The sequence below is a fragment of the Enhygromyxa salina genome, assembly GCF_000737335.2.
Classification (GTDB): Bacteria; Myxococcota_A; Polyangia; order Nannocystales; family Nannocystaceae; genus Plesiocystis; species Plesiocystis salina_C.
The window spans coordinates 32105-47993 of record NZ_JMCC02000028.1 but is presented as its reverse complement, the minus strand read 5'-3'; the positions used below and the strand labels follow the sequence as shown (position 1 = coordinate 47993).

The 15889-nt window shown below is 66.2% G+C and carries 13 protein-coding genes; 9 read left to right on the top strand and 4 right to left on the bottom strand.

Annotated elements, in window-relative coordinates:
- Positions 1–5 precede the first annotated feature (5 nt).
- Complete coding sequence (gene panC / locus DB30_RS11970) at positions 6–848, top strand: pantoate--beta-alanine ligase (RefSeq protein ID WP_052548543.1); 843 nt, start codon at positions 6–8, stop codon at positions 846–848.
- A gap of 38 nt (positions 849–886) precedes the next feature.
- On the opposite strand, the gene DB30_RS11965 is transcribed toward panC, so the two are convergent.
- Positions 887–3547 (bottom strand): MMPL family transporter, encoded by a 2661-nt coding sequence (locus DB30_RS11965; RefSeq protein ID WP_052548542.1) that lies wholly within the window; start codon positions 3545–3547, stop codon positions 887–889.
- 441 nt (positions 3548–3988) lie between these two features.
- On the opposite strand from DB30_RS11965, the gene DB30_RS11960 reads away from it, so the two are divergent.
- From DB30_RS11960 to DB30_RS11940, 5 genes are read left to right on the top strand one after another with little or no spacing between them, the layout of a single operon-like run.
- Positions 3989–4570 carry a hypothetical protein gene (locus DB30_RS11960; protein WP_052548541.1) on the top strand — a complete coding sequence of 194 codons (582 nt, stop codon included), beginning with the start codon at positions 3989–3991 and terminating at the stop codon, positions 4568–4570.
- Complete coding sequence (locus DB30_RS11955) at positions 4570–5715, top strand: sulfotransferase family protein (RefSeq protein ID WP_146658579.1); 1146 nt, start codon at positions 4570–4572, stop codon at positions 5713–5715. Before DB30_RS11960 ends, DB30_RS11955 begins: the two co-directional genes overlap by 1 nt.
- 8 nt (positions 5716–5723) lie before the next feature.
- Entirely contained in the window at positions 5724–7313 is a 1590-nt protein-coding gene (locus tag DB30_RS11950) for an aspartate aminotransferase family protein (RefSeq protein ID WP_146658578.1), read from the top strand.
- 23 nt (positions 7314–7336) lie between these two features.
- Positions 7337–8809: a GMC family oxidoreductase N-terminal domain-containing protein gene (locus DB30_RS11945; RefSeq protein WP_240480218.1), complete on the top strand. Its 1473-nt coding sequence runs from the start codon at positions 7337–7339 to the stop codon at positions 8807–8809.
- A gap of 1 nt (position 8810) precedes the next feature.
- Entirely contained in the window at positions 8811–9518 is a 708-nt protein-coding gene (locus DB30_RS11940; protein WP_052548537.1) for a LysE family translocator, read from the top strand.
- A gap of 148 nt (positions 9519–9666) precedes the next feature.
- Here DB30_RS11940 and DB30_RS11935 read toward each other — a convergent pair whose 3' ends face one another.
- Both DB30_RS11935 and DB30_RS11930 read right to left on the bottom strand, forming a co-directional pair.
- Positions 9667–11148, bottom strand: a complete 1482-nt coding sequence (locus DB30_RS11935) for a trypsin-like peptidase domain-containing protein (protein WP_052548536.1) — start codon at positions 11146–11148, stop codon at positions 9667–9669.
- A gap of 41 nt (positions 11149–11189) precedes the next feature.
- Entirely contained in the window at positions 11190–11747 is a 558-nt protein-coding gene (locus tag DB30_RS11930; RefSeq protein ID WP_052548535.1) for a hypothetical protein, read from the bottom strand.
- Positions 11748–12106: 359 nt separating this feature from the next.
- On the opposite strand from DB30_RS11930, the gene groES reads away from it, so the two are divergent.
- From groES to DB30_RS11915, 3 genes are all read left to right on the top strand, one after another.
- A complete protein-coding gene (groES, locus tag DB30_RS11925) occupies positions 12107–12397 on the top strand; it encodes a co-chaperone GroES (protein ID WP_052548534.1) in 291 nt (96 codons plus the stop codon).
- Positions 12398–12451: 54 nt separating this feature from the next.
- Positions 12452–14101: a chaperonin GroEL gene (gene groL / locus DB30_RS11920; RefSeq protein ID WP_052548533.1), complete on the top strand. Its 1650-nt coding sequence runs from the start codon at positions 12452–12454 to the stop codon at positions 14099–14101.
- A 136-nt stretch (positions 14102–14237) separates the two neighbouring features.
- On the top strand, positions 14238–15227 hold the full coding sequence (locus DB30_RS11915) for an SMP-30/gluconolactonase/LRE family protein (protein ID WP_146658577.1): 990 nt from the start codon (positions 14238–14240) through the stop codon (positions 15225–15227).
- Positions 15228–15284: 57 nt separating this feature from the next.
- Here the strand turns inward: DB30_RS11915 and DB30_RS11910 are convergent, their stop codons facing one another.
- On the bottom strand, positions 15285–15626 hold the full coding sequence (locus DB30_RS11910; protein WP_052548531.1) for an STAS domain-containing protein: 342 nt from the start codon (positions 15624–15626) through the stop codon (positions 15285–15287).
- Positions 15627–15889 lie beyond the last annotated feature (263 nt).

Genomic DNA, 15889 nt, shown 5'->3' with positions numbered 1-15889 from the left:
CGACCATGCCCACTCGAGTGTTGCGCAGCGTCTCCGAGCTTCGCGAGTGGCGAACGCAGCACGGCGCCCGCGAGCTCGCGCTGGTCCCAACCATGGGCTACCTGCACGAGGGCCACCTCGCCTTGATGCAAGAGGGCCGCCGTCGGGTCCCGCGCAATCGCGGGGCGCTGGCGATCTCGATCTTCGTCAACCCAACGCAATTCAACGACCCGGCCGATCTCGCCAGCTACCCGCGCGACGAGCCTGGCGATCTCGCCAAGGCCGAGTCGGTCGGCGTCGATCTGGCGTTCATCCCCAAACCTGAAGAGCTCTACCCCCCGGGCGCCAGCACCTACGTCGAGGTGGGCGCCCTCGATCAACACCTGTGCGGCGCGACCCGGCCGGGGCACTTCCGCGGGGTGTGTACCGTCGTCTCCAAGCTCTGGCAGCTGTTCACGCCAACCGTGGGGCTGTTCGGTCAAAAGGACTTTCAACAGCTGGCGATCATCAAGCGCATGCATCGCGACTTGTTCTGGTCTGGCGAGGTCGTTGGCGTGCCGACCATGCGCGAGCAAGACGGCCTGGCGCTGTCCAGCCGCAACGCCCGCTTGGGGGCGTCTGCTCGGGCGGCCGCGATCGCTATCCCCAAATTTTTGCAGCTCGTCCGCCAACGCCACGCCGCTGGCGAGCGCGTGTCCTCGCGGCTGATCGCCGACGCAGAGCAAGCCCTCGCGCCCGGCCGGATCCACTACGTCTCGGTCGTCGACGCCGAGCAGCTGCAGCCAACAGATCATGCCAACGGCCCGACCCTGGTCGCGCTCGCGGTGTTCTTCGACGACGTCCGCCTGATCGACAACACCTTGCTGTAGACCCCAGCGCCAACCCACGCAGCGTAGCTACATTGAAGCTACGTTGGCTTGGTCCGAATCGGGTACAGCGCCAAGAACGCGACCCCGACACACGCCACGATCGCCATGACCCCAACCTCGCCAATGCTCCGCAGCCCGGCATGATTCGCCGCCAACAGCCCAGAGAACCCGGCCACCGTCGTCAGCGCCGACAACAGTGAAGCCTTGCTGGTCGCCGCCAGCGAGGCCCGCTTGCGGCCGTGCCACAGGTGAATGCTGGCGTCGATCCCCAGCCCCACGACCGCCGGCATCACCACCAAGTTGAAGAAGTTCAGCCGCATCGGCCACAGCCCCATCACCGCCACCGCGACGAACACTCCCAGGGTCAGGGTCGAGAAGCACGCCGCGGTGCCCTTCAGCTCGCGTAGATCAATCGCGATGAACAGCAAGATCACGCCCAGCGCATAAAACGGGATCCGCTCGGCGTCGTGCTCCATCAGCGCCATCAGATCCGCGAACACCAGGCGGCTGTCGGCCGCGCGGACCTCCGTGCCGTCTAGCACCACGTCGAGGCGATGCCGGACCGCGACCAGCTCATCGATGCTCCACCCTTCGATGTCCAGGTACACGTGGGCGATCCGATCGCTGCGCCCGTCCTTCTCGCGGAATGGCTCCACCGTCCACGCTGGCAGCTCTTCGAGCGTCAGCGGGTCCGCCTTGGTCATGTGCTCGAGGGCCTCGAGGTGGGTCTGGTACGCGCGCGCCTGCTCGTCGAGATCTGGCAGCTCGGCCAGCAGATCGTTGGTGCGCTCGCCGATCTGCGCGATCACGGGGGCCTTCTCCGCCTGCTGCGTCGGCATCACCGTGCGCAGGCTGTAGACCTCTTTGATCCACGGTCGACGCGGCTCGCCAGTGTCGATGCCACCGTCGAGCAACTCGCCCGACGCCTCGGCGGCCTCGAGCCGATCCACGACGAGGTTGAGCGCCTCGGGATCGTTGGCGACCAACGCCAGCGACTTGTAGCGCCCACCCGTCTGCCCGTAGGCGATCTCTTTTTTGGTCTCGGCGTCGGGTGCATCGCTCGCGTTGAGCACCCGATTGTCCTTCTCCATGCGCAGCTGCGGCGCGCCGTAGAGCGCGACCCCGGCCAGCAACACGAGCACCGCGTAGCGCCCCTTTGACAGCACCGACCGCCAACCGCCAGCGCTGGCCGGAGCGGGCACATCCGCGCTCGCCGGTTCCACCGCGGCCACAGGTTTCCGCATCGGCCCAAGCAAGGTGTCGATCGCCGGGACCAGCACGACCGCGGAGATGAAGCACAGCAGCACGCCAACCGCCGAGATCGAGCCGAACTCGCGGAACGCCTTGAACTCCGCCAGCATCAGGATCAGCAAGCTCGCGCTGGTCGTGGCCATGGTCGCCACCAGCGGACGAAAGTGCTCGCGGATCACCGTGGGCCAGTCGCCGTCGCGACCTTGCCGCTCGCGCAGCGCGTACAGGTGCACGCAAAAGTCCACGCCCATCCCAAACAACACCGCGAACAAGAACACCGTGAGCGCGTTGAGCTGGCCAAAGCTCAGCTTTGCGACCGCGAGCGTCGCGCTCATTGCCACGGCCATTGGCACGATGATCAACGGCAGCACCCGCAGGCTGCGAAACCCCAGCAGCAAGACCGCGAGCACCAGCGTGCCCGAGATCCACGTGGCCCGCCGCGCGTCGGCGACGATCGCGTTGACGGCCCCCGAGACATTGTAGGCAGCGACCACTTGCACGCGGGTGTCCGCCGCCATCCCGGCCTGACGCAATTCTTCGGCCCGTTGATCGACCCGACCCACGACGTCCTGCGCGAACTCGACGTCTGTCGCCGGCCGCGAGAGGCTGCCTTGGATCGTGCGGACCTTGCCGTCCTCGGCGGAGTACGGCATGCCGACATGCTCGGCCCACTCGACCTCCCCCTTCTCGTTCTCTGCGGGCCAGATCAGCGCGACCTCGGCCTCGTCGAGGGTGCCCTGGGCGATCAAGTGCTCGCGCTGCTCGGCGAGGAAGGTCTCGAAGTCACGCTGCTCGGGCGCGTCGTCCTGCGCGTCGTCCTGCGCGGCTGCGTCCGCGGGTGGCTCGGGCTGCTCCGGCTGCCCCGGCTGCTCCGGTGCCGGCGCCCAGTCGAGCTCGTCGAAGCCCTCGTCGTCCCAGTCTTCGCCAACGGTCACCTCGTCGGTGTTGACGTCGCCGTCGCCAAGCCCCGGTCCGATCGCCCGGGCGATCGCTTGCTTGCGCTCGGCCTCGAGCTCGTCGCGCAGCTCTTCGAGCTGGTCGAGCTCGAGCATGTAGAGCGCGTGGGCGCGCAGCGGCGTGTAATCGCGCTCGGCCGTGAGCGAGCGGGTCTCGGGCCAGCTCGCCACTTCGTCGGCGACACCGATCACGGCGGCGTCGGCGTCGGCCGCGGTTGGACCCTCGATCGCGATCACGAACCCCTCGGAGCTGCCCTTGCGCTCCTCGAGTAGATCCAGCGCGGCCACGCTGGGCGCCGACTTGGGCAGCAGGCTGCGGAGGTCCGTGTCGATCTGGATCGAGGCCCCGAACCACAGCGACGTCACGCCAACCAACAAAGCCGTGACCAAGACCGCCGCGCTGCGCGAGCGCGTGTGCGTGACCCAGGTGATCAACTCGGCGCAACGACGCGCCAGGGGCCCCGCGCGGGGCGGCTCGGTCTCCGGCGCCATGTGGCGGGAGCGTAGCAGTCAGCGGGCGCGATCCGACGCGGCGACACCCCGTAGAACGCGCCGGGAACAGGCGTGAGCTTGCCCTCTACTCGCTCGAAAGCCGAGGCCCGGCGCCGCGAACGATGGAGTCTGTGCGGCGAGGCACGAGAAGCCCGCCGGCGTGGGGAGCCTGCGAAGCCCCTCATCTAAAAGGGCGGCTGTCCCCCGCCACCGAAGTTCCCCCCGGAAGTTCAGCGACGGGGACTAGCCGGACCTGGAGATATCCGGCACGATTCGGCGAACGGTTGATTCCACCCGCTCACCCTTGCTCATGATCGCGTCACCGCACCCCGCCATGTTGCCGCGCCTGGCTGACGGCTTGCCGGCCTGGGGGGCCTCGTGTATGCGACGAGCGTCGCGCTGCGACTCGGTTGCGACCCACAACAGGGATCAGGCGGTTCAGTGAGTCGAAAGTACAAAGTCCTCACCCCGATCGAGGCACGGATCGTCGGGGCGCTCGGACAGACGATGTACCCGCGCGGCGGCAACATCCCGGTCGACGCCCGCGATGCGCGAGCGCTCGAGTACGTCGACGAGTGGCTCGCTGCGGTCCCCAAGCGTGAGCGTGTGTTGCTCCGCCTGATGTTCGTGCTGTTCGAGGTTGCAATGCCTGCGTTCGGGCCCAGCCGGACCAAGACCTTCACCCGCGCCAGCCCCGAAGCCCAGCACGCCTACCTCGCTGCGTGGGAGACCAGTGACCTGTATTTTCGTCGGGTCTCGCTGCTCGGGCTGCGCTCGGTGTTCGCGTTCGCGTACCTCGCGGACGCCGAAGTCCTCCGTCACATCGGCGTCGACGATGGCGTCGAGATCCTCCGCCGCCAACGGGCGAGCGCTGGCAAGACCAAGACCGTCGCCGATCTTCCCGGCGCCGACATTGATTCCGCGGCCAACGTCGCGGTCCTGTCCGAGGCCGTCGACGCGGTCCGGGTGATCGAGCGCGAGCGTCGGGCCGCCGCGGCCCGGGCCAGCGGGGGCGACAACTAATGCACGTCGAACGTGTCAAACAACTAGAGCACCGCTGGTCGACCGAACAGTTGATGACCGGGGTCGAGCTGCCAGAGTGGCTCGAGATCCTCAAGGCCAACGACTTTCAGGTCAGCCGCGAATACCTGCACCGGCTCGCGTGGATCACAGGTTGGGGCATCCCCTCGACCGTGCTGGGCCGCCTCGAAGACGCCATCTACGCGCGCAAGCTGGCCCAGATGCGCGTGGACCCAACCCCGATCTTCTTGCTCGGGCACTGGCGCACCGGCACCACCCACCTGCACAACCTGTTCGGGCGCGACCCCAACCACACGGTCCCAACCTACTACCAGGTCATCTTTCCAACCTCGTTCTTGCTGACCGGGGACATCGTGCCGCGCATCGCCAGCGGCGCGCTCGCAGAGACCCGCTCGTACGACAACGTCAAGCAAGGCTGGCACGAGGCCGCCGAAGACGAGATCGCGCTGGCCAAGCTGACCGGGCTCAGCCTCTACCTCTCGTTCATGTTCCCGGACGAGTCGGCCCGCTACGAGAAGTACATCGACTTCCTCGAGGCCACGCCCGACGAGCGCGAGCTGTGGAAGAGCGAGTTGGTCACCTTCATCAAGCGGATCATGCTGGCCACCAACGGCAAGCGCGTGGTGGTCAAGTCCTGCCCCCACACCGCGCGGATCCGCCTGCTGCTCGAGCTGTTCCCCGACGCGCGCTTCATCCACATCCACCGCAACCCCTACGAGGTGTTCTCGTCAACGCTGCACATGCGCTCGAAGACCGACTGGGAGAACTTCTTCCAGCGGCCGCAGCAAGAGTTCATCTCGCAGCGGTGGGAGCACACCGCGGCGATCGGCCGGCGGATCTACGAGCGCGTCATCGAAGACCGCCACCTGATCCCGCCCGAGAACTTCGTCGAGATCGCCTACGAAGACTTTGTCGGCAACGAGCTCAACATGCTCGGCGACATGTACACCAAGCTGCGGCTACCCGACTGGGATCGCTACGCGGCCACGATCCGGCCCTACCTCGACTCCCTGCGCGGCTACAAGCGTAACAAGCTCGACATCAGCGAAGACCTGCGCGAGTTCGTCTACGACCGCTGGCGGCTGGTGTTCGACACCTACGGATACTCCAAGGAATACCCAGCGTGACCGGTAGCATGAAAGAGCTCATCGAGGAGCACCTGACCTCGGCCAACCATCTGTCCAAGCGCCACATCCACCCGCGCCTGCTCAAGATGTTCGAGATGGGTGGGTTGTCGGCGGCGTTCACCCGCGCCGACGGCCAGTACATGTGGGACAAGGACGGCACCCGCTACCTGGACCTGCTCGCGGGCGGCGGCGTGTTCTTCATCGGCCGCAACCACCCGCAGGTCAGCGACGCGCTGCGTGACGTGTTGTCGCTGCAGCTGCCCAACTTGTCGGTCGTCAACGCCTCGGCGCTCGGCGGGCTGCTGGCCGAGCGGCTGCTCGAGCTCGCGGGCCCGCAGTACACCAAGGCCGTGTTCGCCAACTCGGGCAGCGAGGCGATCGAAGTCTGCATCCGCTTCACCCGCTACATGACCCGGCGGCGCCGCTTCCTGTTCTTGCAGGGGGCGTTTCACGGCCGGACCTACGGCGCGATCTCGCTGTGCGGGTTCGAGCAGATGAAGGAGAGCCAGGATCCGCTGATGCCCGTGTGCACCTCGATCCGGCCCAACGACATCGCCGCGCTGCGCAACGAGCTGTCCAAGCAGGATGTGGCCGCGCTGTTCATCGAGCCGATCCAAGGCATGACGGCCACCGTCATGGACGCCGACTACATGCGCGAGGCCGAGGCCCTGTGCAAGCAGTACGGCACCGTGTTCGTGGCCGACGAGATCCAGACCGGCCTTGGTCGAACCGGCTCGTGGTTCGCCAGCGCCGGGCTCGGCGTGCGCCCGGGCATGATGACCGTGTCCAAGACCCTCGCCGGCGGGCAGATGCCGGTCAGCGCCGTGCTCATGACCGAAGAGGTCTACGAGGGCGTCTACAGCAAGTTCAGGGCGGGGCCGATCTACTTCTCGACCTTCGCCGAGAACAACCTCGCGATGGCTGCTGGCATCGCCACGCTCGACGTGCTGCGTGATCTCGACGCGCCCAACCGGGCCCGCGAGCTCGGCGACATGCTGCACGCTGGCTTGATCGATCTCGCCTCGCGCTACGACTGCATCGATCGCATCAGCGGCAAGGGCCTGATGCTCGCGATCTACTTCAAAGACTCGGGCAGCCTGAGCCTGCGCGTGCAGCAAGAGCTGATCGGGGTGGCCGACAAGGGCGCGTTCGCGGCCGCGGTCAACTGCGACATGTTCGCCAAGCAGCGGGTGATCGTGCAGATCCCCGGACCGGCGATCAACGCGATCAAGATCCTCCCGCCGGTCACGATCACCAACGAAGACGTCAGCTACTTCCTTGGCGCAATGGAAGACACGCTGGCCGGCTACTACAAGGTTGGCGGCCCGGTCATCTCGCTCGCGGGCGGTGCGGTCAAAGACGCGCTGCGCAACGTCAAGAAGGTGATCCCTGGCTTGGGTGGCGACGAGGCCATGACCCCGGTCGCCGCGGCCTCGCCCGTCCGCAACGGCAGCAACGGGGCCAAGGCAGCTGCCCCCAAGCTCGAGACGGCGCCCACCCCCGAGCCCGAGCCCGAGCCCGAGCCCGCTGGCCAAGCGGCGGAGGCGGACGACCAAAAAAAAAAGGGCACCGACCCAACGACGACCGTAGGGTTCTAGAGTTCGTCGACTACACCAGCCCGATCGTCGATCACTGCGAGTTCGCGGTCGTCGGCTCGGGCCCGGGTGGGGCCTACCTCGCGCATCGGCTCGCCAGCGCAGGTCGGTCGGTCGTGCTGATCGAGGTCGGCCCGGTCGTGCGAACCCGCGACTTCGACCGGGACGCCGGCGCGACCTTGGCCCGCTACTTCTTCGACAGCGGGCTGCGTCGCACCAACGGCAACCTGTTCATGCCCACGATGCAGGCCCGCTGCCTTGGCGGCGGGTCGGTGTTCAATTCGGCGATCTGCATGCGCGCGCCGCTGTTCGCCGTCGACAAGTGGCGCAACGACCACGGCGTGATCGGGGTCGACCCCGACACCATGGCGCCCCACTACGATCGGGTCGAAGCCTTCATGGGCGTGCGCAAGGTTCAGTCCGAGGTCCAGGGCCGCCGCAACGAGCTGTTTCGGGCCGGCTGCGAGGCCGTTGGCGCCACCGCCACGGTGATCGAGCGCAACGAAGAAGGCTGCCGCGGATCCAGCCAGTGCTTCACGGGCTGCCCAACCCGCGCCAAGAAGTCGCTGGATGTCCGCGGCGTGCCCGAGATGGTCGAGGCCGGGGGCCGCGTCTACACCTCGGTCCGCGCCGACACCCTGCTCATGGACGGCGACCGCGTGCGCGGGGTCGAGGGCGTGGCGATTGAGCCCTTCACCGGCAAGCTGGGCGAGCGCGTGCGGATCACCGCCAAGTGCACGATCCTCGCCGCGGGTGCGATCGCCTCGCCGGTGATCATGCAGCGCAGCGGCATCAACCGTGACCCTATCGGCCGCAACCTGCAGTTCCACCCCGGCACCGCGCTGATGGGCATGTTCCCCGACGAGGTCGCGCCGTGGAGCGGGGCCACCCAGGGCTACCACTGCCTCGACTTCATGCCCGAGGGCATCAAGCTCGAGTCGCTGTGGGTCGCGCCGTCGCTGCTCGCGTTTCGGTTCCCGGGCATCGGCGCCGACCTCAAGGATCTGGTCTCGCGCTACAACCACATGGCGTCGTGGGACGTGTGGGTCAGCGGTGAAGACTCGTCCGGCCGCGTGCGCTCGCTGCCTGGCGGCAACCACGACATTCGCTACCGCATCGAGCAGGGTGACGTGAAGCGCATGCAAGAAGGCATGGCCATGCTGATCGAGATGTACTTCGCGACCGGGGCGACCTCCGTGTACCCCGGCGTCCACGGGCTCCCGCCGCAGATCACCGACGCCTCGGGCGCCGAGGTCGTGCGCCAGGCCAAGCTCTCGCCCAAGAACTTCCCGATCGCCTCCAACCACGTGTTTGGCTCGACAGCGATGGGCGAAGATCGTGCGCGCCACGTCGTCGACTCGAGCGGCGCGGCCTGGGACGTCGACGATCTCTACGTCTGCGACACCGGCATCATCCCAGCCACGCCTGCGGCCAACCCCATGCTCACGATCATGGCGATCGCGGATCGCATGGCCGACACCTTGAACGCCCGCTACTGAGATGGCCCTGGCTCTCACCGCCGCGAGCGCCGGCCTCGTGACCGCGTCGATCGTGCTGGTAGCGATCGTCGTCGGCATCTTCAGCGCGATCGCGCCGCTTGGGCCCGTGACCGTGCTGGTGATCCAGCGGGCGCTCGCCGGCGACCCGGGCGGCGCGCTGAAGATCGGGATTGGGCGGGTACCGGCCGAGCTGCTCTACTGCGGGCTCGCAACCTTTGGGATCGTCGCGCTGCTCGAGCAGGTGCCGGGCGCACGCTTGGTGATCGAGATCGTCGGCACCCTCGTGTTCCTCGCCGTCGGGGTCTGGCTGGTCGTCCAGCGACCCGAGCAACCCACGGCGGTCGCAGACGGGGTCGATCCTCGAGCGGATCATCCGGTCGACCTGCGCGGTCGTCAGTGGGGCTACTGGGCCGGGTTCGGGATCTCGATCCTCAACCCAACCTTGATCTTGTCGTGGTCGGCTGGCGTTGCGATTGCCCTATCCATGACCGAGCTCGAGCCGACGCCGCTGCACAAGCTCTTGTTTCCGCTCGGCCTTGGGCTGGGGATCGTGCTGGGATATTTGATCCTCGTCGGTATATTGAAGCGCTACGGCGCCCGGCTCGAGCAGAAATTCGTGCGCCTCGCGATCCAGGCGATGGGGGTCGTATTCGTGGTGTTGTCGGTGTGGAACGGCTTGGCGCTCTACCTCGCGGCGGTCGCAACGTAGATCAATTGAGGTGCCCCCCAGCTGGAGAGGTTCATGCGCTCGAGCCCCCTTTTAGGGGGCCACACATGCGGATGCGAACAGACGGCCCCGAGGAGCGAAGCGACCAGACGCGCCAGCGGCTGCTGGTCGGCGACCTCTAAGGTCTGTGTCACCCCGCGCTGATCTCAGCGGTGTGCCGCCCGCTCCCGCGCCGCACCTCGACCTGTGCGCGGCCCCGTTCCCCCTCGAGCGAGGCAATGATCGCCGCGACCGAGCTGACCCCCTTGCCGTTGATCCGCTCGATCACATCACCAGCGCGGAGCCCAAGCCGGTGCCCCACGCCGCCTTCGATCACCCGATCCACGACCACGCCGTCCGGCGTCTCGCGGACCTCCACGCCCAACCGCGCAGGTCCCCCATTGTAGAGGTCAACGCTGACCCGGGGGGTCTTCGGCGTTGGCGCATTCTTTGGCGGCACGACCCCAGCGGGCATCCGCACCAGCGAGTTGGGATCCGGGCGCGCCCCAAGCTCGACGTTGATCTGATGCTGCTTCCCGCCACGCAGCACCGCGAGCGTGACCTTCTCGTTTGGCTCGTACTCACCGATCCGCGTGCGCAGAGCGTCAAAATCCTCGATCGCCTTGCCGTCGATCTCGATCACCCGATCACCCGCTAGCAACCCCGCCGTCGCGGCCGGCGTGCCCGCGTGGATCTCACCGATCACGGCGCCCTTCTTGGGCATCGCGCCAAACTCGGGCGGCTCGTCACGACCGCCGACACCCAGCCACCCCCGCGTGACCTTGCCATCTTTGATCAGCTTGGGGATCACGACCTTCGCCTGATCAATTGGGATCGCAAACCCAAGCCCATCGTGACCCCCAACGGCGGTGTTGATCCCAACGACTTCGCCAGCGAGGTTGAACAGCGGACCCCCGCTGTTGCCCGGGTTGATCGCGGCGTCGGTCTGCAAGAAGTCGGCGTAGCCATCTTCGTACAGGCCCAGGCTGCCCCGGCCCTTGGCCGAGACGATCCCACGCGTGACCGTTTGCTCGAGCCCCATCGGGCTGCCCAGCGCGATCACCCAGTCACCCACGAGCAAGCCCTCGCTCGAGCCAAAGCTGACGGCCGGCAGCTGCTTGGCGTTGGTCAGCCGGATCACCGCGACGTCCGTCTGCGGATCGCTGCCGACCACCGTCGCCTCGAAGCGGCGGCCGTCCTGCATGTGGACCTCGAACTTGTCGTTGCCGGCGACGACGTGGTGGTTGGTCACGACCAAGCCGTCATCCGAGATGATGAACCCGCTGCCGATCCCAGAAGACCCGCGGCTGAACGGGCCCGACTTGCTGCGGCGGGTCTGGATGCTGACCACGGACAGCTGCACCTGGCTGATCAGCGGCGCCAGGCTGTCGTTGGGATCGTAGCGAAGCGGCGCCAGAGCCGGCTGAGCGGGCCCAGCACCCGATCCTGCAACCGCAGAAGCCGCCAAACCCTGGGGTGGGTTGGCGGCTTCGTCGGGCTGCGCATGAGTTGGCGGACTGGCCTGGGCCTCGCCGGAGCAACCGGCGCTGGTCACGAGGGCGGGCGCCCCGAGCGTGCAAAATGCCAGGAAGAACAGGCCCTGGGCGCTCAAAGAGGTTCGCTTGCGGCTCATCGGGCGCTCCCAACTCCATCCGCCACGCGATGATTCCCGAGCTACTGCAGAATATCTGCAGTCGCGGGATCGAGCAGAACCCCCGCCGCGAGCAGCCGCCGCGCGTCGCGTGGATCGCTGCGCTCTCGCCACCTCTCGTAGAGCGAGAGTAGATCCGTGTCATCGCGCGCCAGCATCTTGCCGAGCAGCTCGACGATCTCGCGGAAGCGATCCGCGAGGCGCTCGAACACTTGCAGCCGGGCCGAGCGAACGTGGACCTCGCGGTATGCGGCCTCACCGATCCCCGACACATAGGCAACATTGACCGGGGTCCGATCGAGCGAGCGCGGGACCACGCCAGCAATGTAGAGCGCCCGATCCCCGACCTCGCGCAGCGCCTGCGCACCATGCTCGCGCGCGCTCATGAACTGCGTGGCGAGGGCGGGGCTCGTGCGACCCGCGACGTTCGTGCGGCGGGCGTGGGCCGCCAACATGTGGACCAAATACGCCTCGATATCCACGCCAAGGCGGTCTGACTGGCCCTCGCGGGCCTGTTCGAGCTGCGCGAAAAAGAACGACTCCAGCGTGCCCTCGATGCTGAGATCAACTTCTTTGTTCATGACTTGTCCCTTTTGTGTGCCCTAGAACGCCAAATACATGGCCTGTACTAATTCTCACGCTAGCAGCGATGTCGTGTGCCACAAGCTGGTCATCACGTATTCGTGAGATGACTCGCCCATGTTTGGGTCAAAGATTTCCAATCCCGACCTTGTGCCGGTCGGTTGGCGCTTTACCCTCCGGCCGCTGGCAGTCGGAAGGCCCGACTGCTAAAGCGTTCGGCCGCTGGACTTCCAGCGTCTTCCCCGTGCCCCCAACAAGGGCCGGGCGCGACGCGAAGCGGCCATCTCAACTTCGCCCGCGATCCGCACGTGCACACAGGGTCCGGGCTCAGCAACCAACGACATCGGAGACTGCACAAATGAACGTCCGTCCCCTCAACGACCGTGTGCTCGTCAAGCGTCTCGAAGAAGAGACCAAGACCGCCGGCGGCATCTACATCCCTGACTCGGCCAAAGAAAAACCCACCCGCGGCAAGGTCATCGCCGTCGGCAGTGGTCGCTACGACGACGACGGCAAGCGCAAGCCCCTCGACGTCAAAGCCGGCGACGAGATCCTGTTCGGCAAGTACGCCGGCACTGAAATCAAGATCGACGGCGACGAGCTGATCATCATGCGCGAGGACGACATCCTCGCCGTGGTCGAGAGCTAGTCGCGTCGTTCCAACCCCTTTTCCCAACCGTATAGAGATTCAAGGAGACACATCATGGCAGCCAAAGAAGTCCGCTTCGATGCCAGTGCCCGCGGGGCGATCCTGCGTGGCGTCAACACTCTCGCCAACGCCGTCAAGGTCACGCTCGGTCCGCGTGGTCGCAACGTCGTAATCGAGAAGTCCTGGGGCTCCCCCACGATCACCAAGGACGGCGTCACCGTCGCCAAGGAGATCGAGCTCGAGGACAAATTCGAGAACATGGGCGCGCAGATGGTCAAGGAAGTCGCTTCCAAGACCTCTGACGTCGCCGGTGACGGCACCACCACCGCGACCGTGCTCGCCCAGGCGATCTACCGCGAAGGCCTGAAGATGGTCACCGCCGGTCACGATCCAATGGAGCTCAAGCGCGGCATCGAGCTGGCCGTCGAGTCCGTCGTTGCCCACATTCACTCGCTCTCGGTCGAGACCAAGGGTGAGGAAGAGGTCGCGCAGGTCGGCACCATCTCCGCCAACGGCGACGAGGAAGTCGGCAAGCTGATCGCCGAGGCGATGAGCAAGGTCGGCCAAGAGGGCGTGATCACGGTCGAGGAGAACAAGGCCAACACGACCGAGCTCGACGTGGTCGAGGGCATGCAGTTCGACCGCGGCTACCTCAGCCCCTACTTCGTGACCGATCAAGAGCGCATGGAAGTGTCCTTCGAGGACGCCTACATCCTCCTGCACGAGAAGAAGATCTCGAGCATGAAGGACCTCCTGCCCGTGCTCGAGCAGGTCGCCAAGCAGCGCAAGCCGCTGTTGATCATCGCGGAGGACGTCGATGGCGAGGCCCTCGCCACGCTCGTCGTCAACCGTCTGCGCGGCACCCTCGAGGTCGCGGCCGTCAAGGCCCCCGGCTTCGGTGATCGCCGCAAGGAGATGCTCAAGGACCTCGCGTTCCTCACCGGTGGCAAGGCGCTCACCGAGGATCTTGGCGAGAAGCTCGAGAGCCTGCAGTTGAGCGATCTCGGCCACGCTGGTCGGATTGCGATCGACAAGGACACCACCACCATCGTTGATGGCGGCGGCAAGAAGGAAGACATCCAGGCCCGCGTCAAGCAGATCCGCGCGCAGATCGAGGACACCTCCTCGGACTACGACCGCGAGAAGCTGCAAGAGCGCCTCGCCAAGCTCGTTGGCGGCGTCGCCGTCATCAAGGTCGGCGCAGCGACCGAGGTCGAGATGAAGGAGAAGAAGGCCCGCGTCGAGGATGCTCTGCACGCGACCCGTGCGGCCGTTGAAGAGGGCATCGTCCCCGGCGGCGGTGTGGCCCTGCTTCGCTCCAGCCTCGTGCTCGACACGCTCAAGGCTACGACCGAAGAGCAGCAAGTCGGCATCGCGATCGTGCGTCGCGCGGTCGAGGAGCCCATGCGGCAGATCGTCAGCAACGCTGGCGGCGAGCCGAGCGTGGTCGTGAACAAGGTGCTCAGCGGCGAGGGCGGCTTCGGCTTCAACGCTCGCACCCAAGAGTACGGCGACCTCGTCAAGCAAGGCGTCATCGACCCCACCAAGGTCGTGCGCACCGCGATCCAAAACGCGGCGTCGGTTGCCGGCATGATGCTGACCACCGAAGCGATGATCGCCGAGATCCCCAAGAAGGAAGCAGCCCCCGAGATGGGCGGCGGCGGCGGCGGCGGCATGGGCGGCATGGGCGGCATGGGCATGTGAGCCCGGCTCACTAAACCCTGCACTCAACCACCCGAGAGGGCCTGCGATCGTGATCGCAGGCCCTTTCTTTGTTTGGGCCATTGTCACGCTGCGAGGGGCGGCACGGGATCACCGCACGGGCCGGTACAATGCCGGCATGCCCGCGCCTCGCTCAAATCCCTGGACCCACTATCGAGATGACCCAAGCAGCCGCTTGCGGATCTACGACCCCGGATTCCTCGCGGTCCTCGGCGACGGCGCGAAGGTCGAAGAGCTGGTCCAGACCAACGCGCACGAAGGCCCCGTGTACCTCGACGGCGCGCTCTACTTCACGACCGTGCCGGTCGACGTCTCGATCCCGATCGAGGGCTTCAAGCAGGTGGCGATCCGACGGCTCGACCTGGACAGCGGGCAGCTGCACACCGTCCGCGAGCCCTCGAACATGGCCAACGGTATGACCTTGGATCGCGCCGGGAACCTGATCATCTGCGAGCAGGGCACCAAGACCACGCCCGCCGCGATCAGCCGGCTCAACCCGCGCACGAACGAGTACACCAAGCTGGTCGAGGAGTGGTTTGGGCTGCCGTTCAACTCGCCCAACGACGTCGTGGTTCGGCGCGACGGCTCGATCTGGTTCACCGATCCCAGCTACGGGTTCGTGCAGGGCTTCAAGCCTGCGCCGCTCCTTGGAAATTTCGTGTACCGCTTCGAACCCGAGAGCCAGCGCCTGAGCGTGGTCGCGGACAACTTCAATCGACCCAACGGCCTGGCCTTCTCGCCCGACGAGACGATCCTCTACATCAACGACAGCGGCGCGGCGCAGGGGGCCGGGCCCTACCAGCCCCAGCTTCCGCATCACATCCGCGCGTTCGAGGTCAGCGCTGGCGGCGAGCACCTCGAGCAAGATCGGTTGATCACGGTCGTGACGCCGGGCATCCCCGATGGTCTGAAGGTCGACAGCGCCGGGCGCATCTACAGCTCGGCCGGGAACGGCGTGCAGGTCTACAGCCCCGACGGGCGGATGCTCGGGCTGATCGAGGTTCCAGGCGTGGCCAACTTCACGTTTGGTGGGCCGAACAACGACACGATCTACATGATGGCCGACACCGCGATCTGGTCGGCGAAGCTGTCCGCCACGGGGGCGTGAACCAATTGAAAAACCCGCGCCAGCCAAGCGCGGGTTGATCGGAAGAGCAGTTGGTGGTCAAGCGGCCGCGCTGAGCAACATCGACGGAGGAGCCGCGAGCGCGCTGACGGGCGCAAACATCATGCGCTGCCAGCTCACCGATTCGTCGTAGCGGAAGTCAAAGCCAACACCCATCGCGTTGAGCTTCTTGAAGAAGCGCAGGACGACCACGAGGGTGGTCGAGGAGATGTGCTGAAGCTCCGAGAAGTCGAAGCGAAGGTAACGCCCCATGCTCAACAGGCGCTCGAACAAGGGATTCAGGGCAGCGGCGGGCTGGCGGTCGTTTGCGCTCCCGCTCCACTTGACGACGACGGCGCCGGTCAGGTCAATCTGAAGGTCGAGTTCGGCTTGGCTGCTCATGACGACACCTTAACTGGAATTCTGCCCCATGTCTCCAACCAGAGTTGTACAAATACTGGATTCTATAAGAATAATTCTAGCCTGACTGGAAAAATGTATCAGCCACACTGGGATTGTGCGAAATCGGCCATTTATCCTCAGAATTTCGTATTCCCAATTACATTCTCGGGCTACGTACGCTTTCGTACGCGAAATACACGCACCCTGACCCGCGCGACGAACGCGAAACGAAGGCTCCAAGCGCGCAAAGGGGCATTTCCGAG

Coding starts and splice junctions, on each gene's coding strand:
- groL (WP_052548533.1), top strand. CDS start 12,452: ATGGCAGCCAAAGAAGTCCGCTTCGATGCCAGTGCCCGCGGGGCGATC.
- DB30_RS11955 (WP_146658579.1), top strand. CDS start 4,570: ATGCACGTCGAACGTGTCAAACAACTAGAGCACCGCTGGTCGACCGAA.
- DB30_RS11910 (WP_052548531.1), bottom strand. CDS start 15,626: ATGAGCAGCCAAGCCGAACTCGACCTTCAGATTGACCTGACCGGCGCC.
- groES (WP_052548534.1), top strand. CDS start 12,107: ATGAACGTCCGTCCCCTCAACGACCGTGTGCTCGTCAAGCGTCTCGAA.
- DB30_RS11930 (WP_052548535.1), bottom strand. CDS start 11,747: ATGAACAAAGAAGTTGATCTCAGCATCGAGGGCACGCTGGAGTCGTTC.
- DB30_RS11915 (WP_146658577.1), top strand. CDS start 14,238: ATGCCCGCGCCTCGCTCAAATCCCTGGACCCACTATCGAGATGACCCA.
- DB30_RS11935 (WP_052548536.1), bottom strand. CDS start 11,148: ATGAGCCGCAAGCGAACCTCTTTGAGCGCCCAGGGCCTGTTCTTCCTG.
- DB30_RS11940 (WP_052548537.1), top strand. CDS start 8,811: ATGGCCCTGGCTCTCACCGCCGCGAGCGCCGGCCTCGTGACCGCGTCG.
- DB30_RS11965 (WP_052548542.1), bottom strand. CDS start 3,547: ATGGCGCCGGAGACCGAGCCGCCCCGCGCGGGGCCCCTGGCGCGTCGT.
- panC (WP_052548543.1), top strand. CDS start 6: ATGCCCACTCGAGTGTTGCGCAGCGTCTCCGAGCTTCGCGAGTGGCGA.
- DB30_RS11950 (WP_146658578.1), top strand. CDS start 5,724: ATGAAAGAGCTCATCGAGGAGCACCTGACCTCGGCCAACCATCTGTCC.